The following is a 13,000-nucleotide window of genomic DNA, read 5'->3' as shown; positions in this document are numbered from 1 at the left end:
GGATGGCACCGATCCCGCAGGAGGCAGGACATGACCCCCGAGGAACGCACCCTTTTGACCGGCTTCTTCGACCGGCTGGGCCAGGCCCCCGCCGCCGACAAGGATGCGGAGGCCGACGGCCTGATTCGCGAGGCGGTGGGCCGCAATCCCGACCTGGCCTATCGCATGGCGCAGACCGCCCTGGTCTACGAGCATGGCCTGGCCGCCGCGCAGGAGCAGATCCGCCAGCTGCAGGCGCAGGTTCGCGACCTGCAGGCGCGGTCGTCCGTTCCCGCCACCACCGGCGGCGGCAGCTTCCTGGGTTCGGTGCCGCGGGTGCCGCTGTCGGGTGCCGCCCAGACGCGGAGCCTGCCACCACAGGCCCCGCAGGCGGGCGGCGGCAATGCCTTCGGCGGAAATGCAGTCGGGAGCGGCTTCGGCCGGCGGGGCGCCGGCTTCGGCGGCGGACAGAGCTTTCTGGGCTCGGCGATGAGCACAGCCCTCGGCGTCGCCGGCGGCATGGCGCTGTTCTCCGGCCTGGAGCATATGTTCGGCGGCGGCATTGCGGAGGCCATGCCGCAGGAGGAGATCGTCAACCAGACCGTCGTGGACGAGGGCGCCGGCGCGGCAGGCCCCTGGGGCGCTGCCGATCCGTCCGGCGGCGCACCGGACGGGGGCATTCCTGCGGGCTACGACCAGGCCGGCACCGACCCCGGCGGCTATGATCCGGGTGGCGTCGATCAGGGCGGCTATGACGACGGCGGCTTCTTCGACGGCGGGGGTTTCGACGACGGGGGCGGCTTCGACCTCTGACCCGGCCGCCCCGCCGTCTCAGCGCCCGTCGCCGCCCGCCGGCTGCCCGCCGGCCGCCTGCTCCGACGCTGCGATCGCGGACAGTGCCGCGCCGGCCGCCGCGCCTGCCCTGCGGGGATCCGGCTCGGCGCCGTCGCCATGGCCCTCCGCCACGCGGACCGTCACCTCGCGATGGGCGAAGCGGATGCCGTTCTCGGCGAACAGCTCCCGGATCCGGGAATAGACCGCCTTGCGCACCATGAACTGGTCGCCCGGCCGGGTCATGAACTTGACCCGGATGATCATCGCGGAATCTTCCATCTGGTAGACGCCCTGGCTCTTCAGCGGCTGCAGGAAAAGATGCCCGATCAGCGGGTCCTCCTGCAGCTCCTGCCCCAGATTCTTGATCAACTTGCGCACCTTCTCGACATCGGTGTCGTAGGTCACCCGCAGCGGCAGCTTCATCATCACCCAGTCGCGGGAATAGTTCTGCAGGTGCGTGATCTCGCCGAACGGGATGGTGTGCAGCGGCCCCAGCTGGTGGCGCAGCTGCATCGACCGGATCGACACCCGCTCCACCGTGCCCTTCACCGGCCCGACATTGACGTATTCGCCCAGCCGGAAGGCGTCGTCGATCAGGAAGAAGGCGCCTGAGAAGATGTCGCGGATCAGGGTCTGGGCGCCGAAGCCGATCGCCAGGCCGATCACGCCGGCACCGGCGAACAGCGGCGTCACGTCGACCCCCATGGCGGACAGGATGATCATCCCGGCGAAGACCAGGATCGACAGCAGCAGGAAGGTGCGGAACATCGGCAGCAGGGTGCCGAGACGGGACAGGCCGCGCCGCGGCCCCTCCTCGTCCATCGGGCTGCCGGCAGCGCCGTTCGACACGCCTTCCTCGGCGATCCGGCGGTCGACGGCGATGCGCACCGCCTCATAGGCCAGCCAGGCCACAAAGGCGACCAGCACGATCTCCCAGAAGGCGCCCCAGAAACCGCCGAACACCGCCGAATCCAGTCCCCAGACGTCCATCATGACGGCGGCCGCGCCCAGCACCGCGATCCAGCCGACAGCCCGTTCCGCCAGCCCGGCATAGCTGCGGTCGACCGGCGGCGGCGCCGCCGCCGCCGCCTCGGCATCCTCCGGCGCCGCTTCTGCAGGCACCGGTTCCGCGGGAAGCGGTTCTTCCGCGCCTGCCTCTCCGGCCACAGGCATGGCAGGCGCCTGTTCGGTGGGGCCGCCATCCGGTGGCATCGCCGCGGCAGAAGCCGCCGGCGCCGGCATCCGCCGCTTGAAGACGATGTCCGCCAGCATCAGCATCACGCCATAGGCGGCGATGGCGCCCAGCGCCACCACGACCGGCAGCCCGACCAGCTGCAGCGGTGCCTCGATCCCCAGCAGCAGTTCCACCCCGGTCGTCGCCCAGGCGATCAGGAAGTACAGCAGCACCGGGACGTACCACAGATGTGCCAGCACCCGCCGCGGCGGCGAGGCGCGGCCCGGCCGGTGGCCCAGGATGATCCGCTCGACGGTGCGACGCTGGCGCAGGGTGAACCAGATGCTGGCGATCCCGGCGACCAGGGCGGAAACGGAGCGCGCCAGCAGCGCGCCGAGATGCGGCATGCCCAGGATTTCCGTGCTCTTGGCCAGGAAGGCCACGACCAGGACGAAGAACAGTACGTTCCGCAGGTCCCGGTAGAGGCCCCAGGCCTGGTCCTGGTCCAGCGCCAGCAGCCGGTGTTCCGGCGCGTCCGCGGCGGTGATGTTGCGGAACACCGCCTCGCCGCAGCCGGCAATCGCGAACATCGCGAGGGCAAGGAGGGCGATGCTCTTGATCGCCTCGTTGTCGGGATCGACGGCGAACACCACCGCGGCGGCCACCGCGGCCTGGACCAGGACCCGCAGGATGCGGACAATCGCGCGGGTCAGCAGGAAGGCGATCTTTTCCGCCCGGCTTTCCGGCGTGCCGCGGAACAGCAGGGCCATCTGCGGCCGCGCCCAGCGGTCGATCAGGGCTTCCGCCCCATACCCGACCACCAGGGCGGCCAACAGCAGGACCAGCGCATAGCCCAGGCTCTCCAGCCCGCCATAGCGCTTCAGCGCGGCCTGGTACTGTTCCGGGAAACTGGGCGCGTCGGCGGCAAGCTCCAGGGTGCTGGCGCGCAGCGCGTTCATCAGGGCGGTGATCTGCTCCGCCATGTCCGGACCGGCATCGACGGCCTTCGGCTGCATGCCCGGTTCGATGACGATGATGGTGGCGCCGGACGCCTTCGCCTGCTCCAGGATCGATGCCGCCTCGCTGCTGTCGGCGGTCGATGCCTGGCCGGAGCCGCCCGATTCGGCGGTCGCCTCCTTGACCATGGCCGCGGCCTGCGCCGACGCGGGTGGCGCGGACCCCAGGAACAGCAGCCAGCCGAACATGACAAAGCAGGCCGGCAAGGCCCATCCATACCAGCGCAACATCATCCCCTTCCCCATCGCATCGATGCCCTCTCGCAAAGCGGCGCCGTCGCCGCCCGGTTCGCGACAGGGCAAGCGGCAACGGTCAGAAGGTATAGGTTATCCCGAACCCGCCGATAAACTGATTGGCGCTGCCCTGCTTCACGATCGGGCTGTCGCCGGCGCCCCCCACCAGGCGCTTGGCGCTGCCCACCGCGAACAGGCCCCATTGCGGCGTCAGCCTGTAGCCGGTGAAGAGGGTCGCATAGACCCCCTCGATCCCGTCGCCGGGATCGTGCACGGCGAGGCCGCTGCTCGCCGCCCCGGCGGCGGTCACACCATACTCGCGCTGCATCAGCTGTGCATCGTTGAACTCCGCCCCCAGGGTCAGGTTGGCCAGCAGCGACCGGCTGAGCGGCATCCCGTAGCCCACCGAAAGTCCGTAGCGGAAGCCGTCCCCGGTATCGCTGATGTTCTGTTCGAAAGTGCCTTCCAGGCGCAGGCTGTCATGGCTCCCGACCACCTGCTTGAACTCCACTGCCGCGTAGAGGCCCAGATAGAAGGCATCCTCATAGCCCGGCAGGCCGGCGATCTCGTTGTCGTCGCGACCGAACTGGAAGTTCAGGATCGGGCCGATCTCGATCTGGTCGGGCGCGAACAGGTCGGCCCGGGCGCCCAGCCCGAACAGGGAGGCGGAATAGCCCTCATATTCCGCCGTGGCGCGGATTGCGGGCAGGAACCGGTACTCCTTCGAGCCGGCATAGGTGGGCAGGATGCCCGGCCCGATCCCGACGCTGAAGCGCCAGCCCTCCGGATGGTTCAGGGTATCGCCCAGGCCGCCGGTCCCGCCGGCGGACCGGCCCATGCCCTGTGCAAAGGTCGCATCCACGGCGCCGAGGCCGGTGGCGCAGGCCGTCAGGCCGGCGCAGAGAAGCGTCGAAATTCGGTTCATGGTTCCCCTCTCCGGCATCCCCCGCGACATGTCGGATCCCGCCATGCGGCCCTCGCCCGGGCCCGCTCCCACCTGCTGCGGTACGGGATTTGCTGGCCTGCGGTTCACTGGCACAGAAAAATGGCGCGACAAGCCCAGAATGAAACAGCCAGGATCGGTTCCGGTATCGGTGGGAGACGGATTGTGACGATGGACAGTGAACTGGCACGGAGCCCGGGCAACGGATCTGGACGGCGCCGTCGGCGGCAGATCGGGCTCACCCTGCTGGCAGGCGTTTCCGCGGCGGCGTTCGCCGCCCCGGCGCTGGCCCAGAGCGGCACCGCCAGCAGCTATTCGCAGCAGATCCTGAATTTCGCCAACGCCGTCGACACTGCCCTGCATGGCAGCGGCGGCAGCGGCGCCACCGCCTATTCCCACGAATATGCCGAGCGCGGGATCGACGAGCATCCGCAGGTCGACCTGTCGACCAACCGGGCGCCGATGGTGGTGACCGACTGTTCCGGCTGGGTCAACTACACCCTGAACACGGTCGCCCCGGTCCATCACGCGCTGCTCAACGATTCGCGCAAGGCGGCGCCCTTCGGGGCGCTGGGCGAGAGGAACAAGCCCTGGGCCAGGGCGATGGTCCTGCAGCATTATTTCAACCAGATGCCGGTCGCCGGCAGCAGCGATACCAGCCAGGGCTTCCAGCAGATCACCGATTTCGGCGCCACCTCCGGCGACAACAGCCTGCAGCCCGGCGACGTGGTCGCCTATTGCGAGGGCGGCTGGTGCACGCCGACGACTTCCAGCGGCGATACCGGCCATACCTTCGTGGTCACCGCCGCACCGGTGGAGATCAAGACCGAGGCCGACTACGCCTCGACCTTCGCCGGCCACAGCCATGGCCGCTCCGGCAGCGACACCCTCGGCAAGCTCCTGAACGATCCCGAATTGAGGGTCTTCGCGGTGAAGGTGGTCGATTCCAGCACCCTGACCCACTACGACGACAGCCGCTCCTTCACCAGCGTGCCGCAGAGCGTGAAGGACGCCTATCCCACCGAGTTCGGCAAGGGGGAACTCAGCAAGGGCGGCCTGGGGTCGGGCTATATCCTGCTGGCCGTCGATTCCAGTGGCCGGGTGCGGCAGACCCGCTTCGCCGATAGCGACCAGTGGCTGCCCAACAACACCGCCGGATCGAAGGGCACCGACGAGAAGGTGTTCGGCGCGGTACGGCTGACCAACAGCATCGCGCTGTCCAGCCAGCTGACGGTCACCAAATGGTCGAACACCCTGAACAGCTTCGGCGGGGTGGAGGATCTGGGCGAGATCGCCGTCGACATCTCCGGCAGCAATGGCAGCATCCTGCTGAACGGCGGCGGTACCCTGCACCTGACCGGCAGCAACAGCTATGGCGGCGGTACCACGGTCACCGATGCCTCCACCCTGGTCGTCAACACGGACGGCAATCTGGGCGCGACAAGCAGCGGGCTGACCCTGAACAACGGCACCTTGCAGGTGGCGGACGGCTTCGCATCCGCCGCCGGCCGCAGCCTGACCCTGAAGACCAACGGCGGTACGCTGACCACGACCTCCTCCACCGGTACCGCAAGCTGGGCCGGCACCGTCGGTGGCAGCGGGGCGCTGACCATCGCCAAGGGCCACTGGACCCTGTCCGGCGACGGCAGCGGCTATAGCGGCGCGGCCAGCATCGCCAGCGGTGCGCGCCTGACAGTCTCCAGCGGCACCACCCTCGGCGGCTCGGCAACGGTGAACAGCGGTGGCACCCTGTCCGGCGGCGGCCGGGTCGGCCATCTGACCAACCACGGCACCGTGGCTCCCGGCAGCGCCAATACCCTGACGACTTCCGGCGCCTATACCCAGACCAGCGGCGGCACCCTGACCATCGGACTGGCCAGCGCCGCGCAGCATGCCAAACTGGTGTCCACCGGCACCGCCAACCTGGACGGCACCCTGAAGGCCGAACTCGTCGGCAGCTACGTGCCGGAGGTCGATGCCAGCTTCAGGATCGTCGAGGCATCGGCGATCAGCGGCAGGTTCTCGACCGTCGACGCGGCCTTCTCCCAGACCCTGACGGGCGAGGTCAGCTATGGCACGACCGACGTCACCCTGACGGCAAAGCGCGACTATGCCAACGACAAGCTGCACGGCAAACTGAACGACCCGGACCTGCGCAGCGTCGCCACCGCCCTGAACGAGCGGAGCGGCGTGCGCAGCGGCGCCGCGCACACCGCGCTGAACGCCATCGACCGCATCTCCACCTCCAGCCAGGCCGGCCAGGCCCTGCACCAGCTGAAGCCGCACAACCCGACCGCCCATGCGCAGACGGCGATCGCCACATCCAAGGGGCATAGCAGCCGGGTCGGCACCCGCCTGAACGGGCTGCGCGATGCAAGTGCGACCACCGGCGCGGGCGATGCCGCAAGCGGCCTCTCTGCGGGGGCGCCGACGGCAGGCTTCGCCAGCCCCTTCGCCAATGCCTTTGCCAATGGCGGTGCGGTGGCCGGCGCCCTGTTCCAGCTGGCCAATGCCCCCGACCAGGTGGATCCCGGCCGGATGCTGCCGGCCGGGGTGATGGATGCCGGGCAGCCTGCGCTCACCGGCGACCGGCCGGTCGGCATGTTCGCCTACGGCACGGGCCTGCTCGGCTACCAGGACACGACATCGGAGCGGGAGGGCTACCGCTTCGACGGCGGCGGCCTGACCCTGGGCATGGACTACCTGCTCAGCGACCGGATCGTGGTCGGCCTGGCCGGCTCCTACGCCCAGACCACCACGAAGTACCAGGGCGGTTCCGACGTCTCGGACGCGGAGACCTGGTCCGTCGGCCCCTATGCCATGTTCACCGACGGGCCGCTCTACCTGGAAGGCGTCGCCTCCTATTCCTGGTCCAGCTACGACAATACCCGCACGGTGGACCTGGGCACCTATTCGGCGGTGTCGAATTCCAGCCCCGACGGCCGCCAGTATTCGCTCTATGCCGGCGGCGGCTACGACTTCGCCATCGCGCCGGGCACGACCCTGGGCCCGACCGCGTCGCTGCAATACACCCGCGGCGAGGTCGACGGCTATACGGAGACCGGCAGCAACCCGTTCAACCTGACCGTCGGCAGCCAGAGCATGACCTCGCTGCAGTCGAGCCTGGGCGCCCGATTGCGTGGCGACTTTGCGGGGGACTGGGGCCGGGTCCTGCCGGAACTGCGGCTGGGCTGGAGCCACGAGTTCGACAACGATGCGACCACGGTGACCTCGCAGCTGTCCGGCGGCACCATTCCCTTCACCACCACCGGCGACGACCCTGTCCGCGACTGGGTCAATCTCGGGGCGGAGGTGGCGCTGCAGCTGTCGAACAGCACCTCGCTCTTCGCCTCCACCGACGGGCAGATGTCCTTCAACCGGGAGAATGCCGCCCTGTCCGCCAGCGCCGGCGTCCGGGTGGCGTTCTAGGTTTCCCTAGTAAGTCGAAGCGGTTCCGCCACGAGATCGGTCATCCCCGACTTGATCGGGGATCCATTCCGCAAGCCTTGCGGAAGCCGTGCAGCCTGCGGAATGGATTCTCGGGTCAAGCCCGAGAATGACGGGCTACCACCGGAAAACGGATTGATCGTGGCGGCAGCCGTCAGGTCGGATCGGCTGCCCTATTCGTAGGGCAGGCCGACATAGTTCTCCGCCAGGGCGGTGGAGGCGGTGCGGCTGTCGGCGACATACATCAGCTCCGCCAGCTGGATGCGGTCGTCGAACGGGTTGCGGCCCGGGAAGCGGTGCATCAGGGAGGTCATCCACCAGGAGAACCGCTCGGCCTTCCAGATCCGGCGCAGGCATTTGTCGGAATAAGTGTCCAGCAGGTCCTGACGGTTCTCCTTGTAGAAGGCGACCAGCGCCTCCGACAGGTAGTGGATGTCGGCGGCGGCGAGGTTCAGGCCCTTGGCGCCGGTCGGCGGCACGATATGGCCGGCATCGCCGGCCAGGAACAGCCGGCCGAAGCGCAGCGGCTCGGCGACGAAGCTGCGCATCGGCGTGACGCTCTTCTCGAACGAAGGGCCCGTCTCCAGCGCCGCGGCGGCCTCCGGGCCCACGCGCAGCTTCAGTTCCTCCCAGATCCGGTCGTCGGGCCATTCGTTCAGATCCTCGTCGGGGCGGACCTGCAGGTAGAGCCGGCTGACCTGGGGCGAACGCATGCTGAACAGCGCGAAGCCATTGTCGTGCCGGCAATAGATCAGCTCGTCGGACACCGGCTTCGTGCGGGTCAGGATGCCCAGCCAGGCGAAGGGATAGACCCGTTCGAAGATCCGCAGGCTGTCCTGCGGCACGCTGGCGCGGCAGACGCCGTGGAAGCCGTCGCAGCCGGCGATGAAGTCGCAGCTCAGTTCCTTCGCCGCGCCATTATGGCGGTAGCGCACCCGCGGCCTTTCGCCGTCGAAGTCCAGCACCTCGACATCCTCGGCCTCGAACACCGGCGGGTTGCCGCGCGCGATGCGGGCATTGATCAGGTCCTTGGTCACCTCCGTCTGGCCGTAGACGGTAACCGCCTTGCCCGGGGTCAGGTCGGCGAAGTCGATCCGGTGGCGGCGGCCTTCGAAGGCCAGCTCGATGCCGTCATGCACCAGCCCTTCGCGCTCCAGACGGTCCGCGACCTGCGCCGCGCGCAGCAGGTCGACGGTGCCCTGCTCCAGCACGCCTGCGCGGATCCGCCCCTCGACATAGTCGCGGTCGCGGCGCTCCAGCAGCACGCAGTCCACGCCGGCCAGGTCCAGCAGCTGCGACAGGAGCAGCCCGGCGGGGCCCGCTCCGATGATGGCGACCTGTGTATGCATTCCAGTTCCAACCCTCTTCCATTCAGCCGGCGGCGCCCTGCGCTCAGCCGGCGACCCCCGTGTCATGGACGATCGCGCCGCCCAGCATCGTCAGATGGACCTTCGTGTCGGGCAGGTCCTCGGTCCGGCAGTCCAGCGGGTCGCGGTCCACCAGGATCAGATCGGCATGGCTGCCGGGCGCCAGGCTGCCGACACCCGGCCAGCCCAGCACCTCCGCCGCGCCGGCGGTCCAGGTATGCAGCGATTCCGCCCGTGTCAGAATATGGTCCGGCGAATCGTTGCGGCGACCTGAGCCGGCGAACTCGAAGGTGGTCGACAGGGCGATGTTCTCCCAGGCGTTCTTCGGCCCCCAGTCGGAGCCGCAGCCCAACGGTACCCCGGCATTCACGAAGCGCTTCAGCGGCACCATGTCGCGCAGCACCATCTCGCCCGCCCGTTCGGCATAGACGTCGCCCTTGCCCCAGGCGAAGCCGGGGCAGGTGGTGACGTCGCAGCCCAGGTCGCGGATCCGCTCCACCTGCGCCGGCGTCACCACCAGGCAGTGCTGCATCATCCAGCGCCGGCCCCTGATGCCGTGGGTCGCGTCGGCCACCGTCAGGGCCGCCAGCACGTCGTCGGTGTCGCGGTCGCCGGCGACGCAGAAATTGCCGCGCAGGCCGTTTTCCGCGCAGAACGCGACGAAGGCGTCCAGCTTGTCCCGGGTCAGCACGGTGACCCCGCGGGTCGGCCGCCCGAAGCCGTCCAGATAGGGTTCGTGCATGCGGATCGTGCCCGGCCCCATCGGTGCGGCGGGCGAGAAGCTCATGCCGGTGACCTTCAGCATCTCGTCGTCCTGCCCCATCAGGCGCAGGCCGTCCTGCAGCACCTTCACGAAGGCGTCCAGGCTGAGCGGCCGCACCGGCGGATAGGCATAGCTCTCTGCCTCCATCGCGGCCATCACCCGCACCGTCAGCGCATCTTCGCCATGCAGCCGCCGATAGGCGTCGACATGGCTGTCGCGCATGTTGTGCCCTTCGTAGACGGTGGTGACGCCCTGCCGGTTGTAGTCCGCCATCGCGGCGATGACGCTGTCATGCAGTTCCCAGCTGGCCGGGCCCGGCATCTTCAGCAGCAGCTGCGTCCAGAACGGGTCGAAGCAGTAATAGTTGTTCACCGCGCCGCGCAGGATGCCGGTGATGTCGCCGGCATCGTCCTTCTCGATCCAGACGTCGCAGACCCGGTCGGGAATGAAGCTGGACAGGCCGACCGCGGCCAGGCCGGCGGAGTTGAAGGCGCAGATGTTCGGCGTGGTCGGCGCCCAGGCCTGGATATGGACCGGATGGTCGGTGGTGGCCCGGTCCAGGACATGCCGGTCGGGCAGCCGCCGTTCCGGCAGGTCGCGCCAGGACCGGCGGATGAAATAGTGCGGCTCCCCCACCGGGGTGCAGACGATCCACTGCCCCTTCGGCGTGCGCGCCGCATGCGCCCGGATCCGGGCGACGATATCGTCGTGATTGCGGGCATCGAACAGGTGGACCATGCCGTATTCCCGCGCCGCGAAATGCAGCAGGTGGGGATGCGCGTCGATCAGGCCCGGCATCACCACCGCACCGGCGGCGTCGATGCGGCGGGCATCGCTGCCGGCCAGGGCGCGCATATCCTCCGCACTGCCGATGCCGGCGATGCGGCCGTCGCGCACCGCCAGCGCGGTCGCCGTGCCGTCCCCCGAACCCGGGCCACGGACCCGGCCGTTCTCCACCACCACATTTCCTGCGGCCATTTTCTCCCCCCTTCGATCGGCCCGTCGCCGGCCGGCCCGCTTGCCTGCGGGCCCTTCCTTGCGCGAACCTTAGCATGGAACGGGCCGGACAGCCGGCCCGCAGCCGCACGGGAGTAGGCAGAATGAGCCAGGCCGCAAGCGACGCCGCACAGCATGAAGCGCCGGAGGGCTATCTGGCGCCGGGCCGCTTCGTCGACAGCGACGATCCACAGGTCGCGGCCTTCGCCGCCCGCATCGCCGGCGACCTGGTGGACCCGACGGCGAAGGCCCTGGCCCTGTACCGGGCGATCCGGGACGACATCGCCTACGACCCCTACCACCTGCCCGGCCATCCGGAGGCGTTCCGCGCCGGGCGCGTCCTGGCCGACGGCCGCGGCTTCTGCATCGGCAAGGCGGCGCTGATGACGGCCGCCGCCCGGTCGCAGGGCATCCCGGCGCGGGTCGGCTATGCCGATGTGCGCAACCACCTGGCGACGAAGCGCCTGCTGGAGATGATGGGCACCGACATGTTCGTCTGGCACGGCTATGCCCAGCTGTTCCTGGACGGACAATGGGTGAAGGCGACGCCGGCCTTCGGCAAGGAGATCTGCGACCGCTTCGGCGTGGCGCCTCTGGAATTCGACGGCCGCACCGATTCGCTGTTCCAGCCCTATAACGGCGATGGCGCCCGCTACATGGAATATGTCCAGGACCGCGGCCAGTTCGCCGACGTGCCGGCGGACGAGATCCTCGACACCTTCCGGCGCACCTATCCGGGCTGGGCCACGACACCGCCGGACGAGATCGCCGCCGGCGATTTCGGCGCCGAGGCGGAGGCCGAGCGTCGGGGCTGACCCCCTTCGCGCCTGCTCCCGGCGCTAATGCCTGTGGTCGCCGTCCGTCGGCAGCTGCCGGCCGGACAGGAATTCCGCCAGCGGCGCCAGGGTGCGGGAATGGTCGGAGACGACCTTGGCGATGATCAGCAGCGGCACGGCGATGAACGCGCCGGCAATGCCCCACAGGAAGGCCCAGAAGGCGACGGCGACGAAGATCGCGATCGGGTTCAGGCGCAGGCGACGGCCCAGGATCAGCGGCGTGATGAACTGCCCCTCCAGGGTGGTCAGCGCCAGGTAGATCGCCGGCGCCAGTGCGGCATTGGCCAGGCTGTCATAGGAGACGATCGCCACCGCGGTAACGATCACGATGCCGACGATCGACCCCAGATAGGGCAGGAAGTTGAGGATCGCCGCCCCCAGTCCCCAGAGATAGGGGTTGGGCATGCCGATCGCCGCCATGCCGGCCGCGATCGCGCAGCCCAGGCAGAAATTGATGGCGGTGACCGTCATCAGGTAGTGCGAGATCTCGCTTTCCACGTCGCGGGCGATGCGCAGCATCTGCACCTTGTCCCGCATCGAGGGCAGGATCCGGACCATCTTCTCCAGAAACATCTCGCCCGAGGCCAGCAGGAACAGCAGCAGCACGAAGCACAGCACTGCCTCCGCGACGACGTCGGGCAGGCCGGTCGCCATCCGCGACAGCAGGCCGGGCTCCTTGACGACGACCTGCTGCACGGTGGGATCGTCCGTGCCGCTGGCGGCCTTCTCCACCTCCTCGGAGGCGCGCTTCACCGCCTCCACGGATTCCCGCAGCTCGGCCAGCTTCAGCTTCAGCTCGGCGCCGATGCGGGGTGCATTGTCGATCCATTCGGCGACCGGCCCGGACAGGTAGTAGACGCCGACCCCAAGCCCCATCACCAGGCAGAGCACCAGGACGACGGCGGAGATCGCCGGCGGCACATGCCGCCGCGCCAGCCAGCGCACGATCGGCCGCAGCACCAGCCCGAACAGCAGCGCCATGACGATGGGCAGGAAGAAGTCGCGGCCGAAATACAAGGTGCCGGCGATCATCAGCATCAGGATTCCCAGCGCCGACGCCGTCAGCAGGCGCACCTGCAGGCGGGAGAAGGCCTCGCCGCTGCCGCGGCCGCCATTGCCGTCTTCCTCGCTTGTGCCGGCCGCTGAAGGGCCGAACCGTCTTCCGGCTGCCCGCAGGGTCTGTCCCTCCTGCGGCAGCGCCGTCCTCGTCTCGCTCATGTTCGAATTTCCCGCCCCGCGGCAGATCCTGAGATCTAACGCAAGCGGCAGGGGGCAGGTTCCCGGCAGGCGTATTCGCAGGCGCGGGTCGCCCCCTATGTGGCCGCCGGCGCCAGGCTGGCGGATGCCTATGTCACGGGCGGGCCTGCGGAGGGCAACAAGGTCATGCCGATGTTCGACACCCAGGCCGCGT

General features: G+C 69.2%; 8 protein-coding genes. 3 read left to right on the top strand and 5 right to left on the bottom strand.

Going from position 1 to position 13,000, the window contains the following annotated elements:
• Positions 1-30 precede the first annotated feature (30 nt).
• Positions 31-792: a DUF2076 domain-containing protein gene (locus tag ACFOGJ_RS15515; RefSeq protein WP_379901978.1), complete on the top strand. Its 762-nt coding sequence runs from the start codon at positions 31-33 to the stop codon at positions 790-792.
• A gap of 18 nt (positions 793-810) precedes the next feature.
• Here the strand turns inward: ACFOGJ_RS15515 and ACFOGJ_RS15510 are convergent, their stop codons facing one another.
• On the bottom strand, positions 811-3,210 hold the full coding sequence (locus ACFOGJ_RS15510) for a mechanosensitive ion channel family protein (RefSeq protein WP_379901976.1): 2,400 nt from the start codon (positions 3,208-3,210) through the stop codon (positions 811-813).
• A 106-nt stretch (positions 3,211-3,316) separates the two neighbouring features.
• Entirely contained in the window at positions 3,317-4,162 is an 846-nt protein-coding gene (locus ACFOGJ_RS15505; protein ID WP_379901974.1) for a MipA/OmpV family protein, read from the bottom strand.
• A gap of 189 nt (positions 4,163-4,351) precedes the next feature.
• Between ACFOGJ_RS15505 and ACFOGJ_RS15500 the strand changes: the two genes are divergently transcribed.
• Entirely contained in the window at positions 4,352-7,609 is a 3,258-nt protein-coding gene (locus ACFOGJ_RS15500; protein ID WP_379902547.1) for an autotransporter family protein, read from the top strand.
• A gap of 191 nt (positions 7,610-7,800) precedes the next feature.
• Here the strand turns inward: ACFOGJ_RS15500 and pobA are convergent, their stop codons facing one another.
• Together pobA and ACFOGJ_RS15490 are read right to left on the bottom strand one after the other, a co-directional pair.
• The gene (gene pobA / locus ACFOGJ_RS15495) at positions 7,801-8,976 is read right to left on the bottom strand and encodes a 4-hydroxybenzoate 3-monooxygenase (protein ID WP_379901972.1); all 1,176 of its coding nucleotides are present in this window, start codon (positions 8,974-8,976) and stop codon (positions 7,801-7,803) included.
• Between the two features lie 43 nt (positions 8,977-9,019).
• Positions 9,020-10,735 carry an amidohydrolase gene (locus ACFOGJ_RS15490; protein WP_379901970.1) on the bottom strand — a complete coding sequence of 572 codons (1,716 nt, stop codon included), beginning with the start codon at positions 10,733-10,735 and terminating at the stop codon, positions 9,020-9,022.
• A gap of 122 nt (positions 10,736-10,857) precedes the next feature.
• Here ACFOGJ_RS15490 and ACFOGJ_RS15485 point away from each other — a divergent pair, with 122 nt between their 5' ends.
• Positions 10,858-11,568, top strand: a complete 711-nt coding sequence (locus ACFOGJ_RS15485) for a transglutaminase-like domain-containing protein (RefSeq protein WP_379901968.1) — start codon at positions 10,858-10,860, stop codon at positions 11,566-11,568.
• A 24-nt stretch (positions 11,569-11,592) separates the two neighbouring features.
• On the opposite strand, the gene ACFOGJ_RS15480 is transcribed toward ACFOGJ_RS15485, so the two are convergent.
• Entirely contained in the window at positions 11,593-12,807 is a 1,215-nt protein-coding gene (locus tag ACFOGJ_RS15480; RefSeq protein WP_379901966.1) for an AI-2E family transporter, read from the bottom strand.
• Between the last annotated feature and the right edge of the window lie 193 nt (positions 12,808-13,000).

Origin of the sequence: Marinibaculum pumilum (assembly GCF_042646425.1) — a bacterium.
Classification (GTDB): Bacteria; Pseudomonadota; Alphaproteobacteria; order Ferrovibrionales; family Ferrovibrionaceae; genus Marinibaculum; species Marinibaculum pumilum.
The sequence above is the reverse complement of the archived record's forward strand: the minus strand, read 5'-3'. Positions and strand labels throughout refer to the sequence as shown.

What these genes read in the sequence shown, in the direction of transcription:
- ACFOGJ_RS15515 (WP_379901978.1), top strand. Translation starts at nt 31, where the DNA reads ATGACCCCCGAGGAACGCACCCTTTTGACCGGCTTCTTCGACCGGCTG.
- ACFOGJ_RS15505 (WP_379901974.1), bottom strand. Translation starts at nt 4,162, where the DNA reads ATGAACCGAATTTCGACGCTTCTCTGCGCCGGCCTGACGGCCTGCGCC.
- ACFOGJ_RS15500 (WP_379902547.1), top strand. Translation starts at nt 4,352, where the DNA reads ATGGACAGTGAACTGGCACGGAGCCCGGGCAACGGATCTGGACGGCGC.
- pobA (WP_379901972.1), bottom strand. Translation starts at nt 8,976, where the DNA reads ATGCATACACAGGTCGCCATCATCGGAGCGGGCCCCGCCGGGCTGCTC.
- ACFOGJ_RS15490 (WP_379901970.1), bottom strand. Translation starts at nt 10,735, where the DNA reads ATGGCCGCAGGAAATGTGGTGGTGGAGAACGGCCGGGTCCGTGGCCCG.
- ACFOGJ_RS15485 (WP_379901968.1), top strand. Translation starts at nt 10,858, where the DNA reads ATGAGCCAGGCCGCAAGCGACGCCGCACAGCATGAAGCGCCGGAGGGC.
- ACFOGJ_RS15480 (WP_379901966.1), bottom strand. Translation starts at nt 12,807, where the DNA reads ATGAGCGAGACGAGGACGGCGCTGCCGCAGGAGGGACAGACCCTGCGG.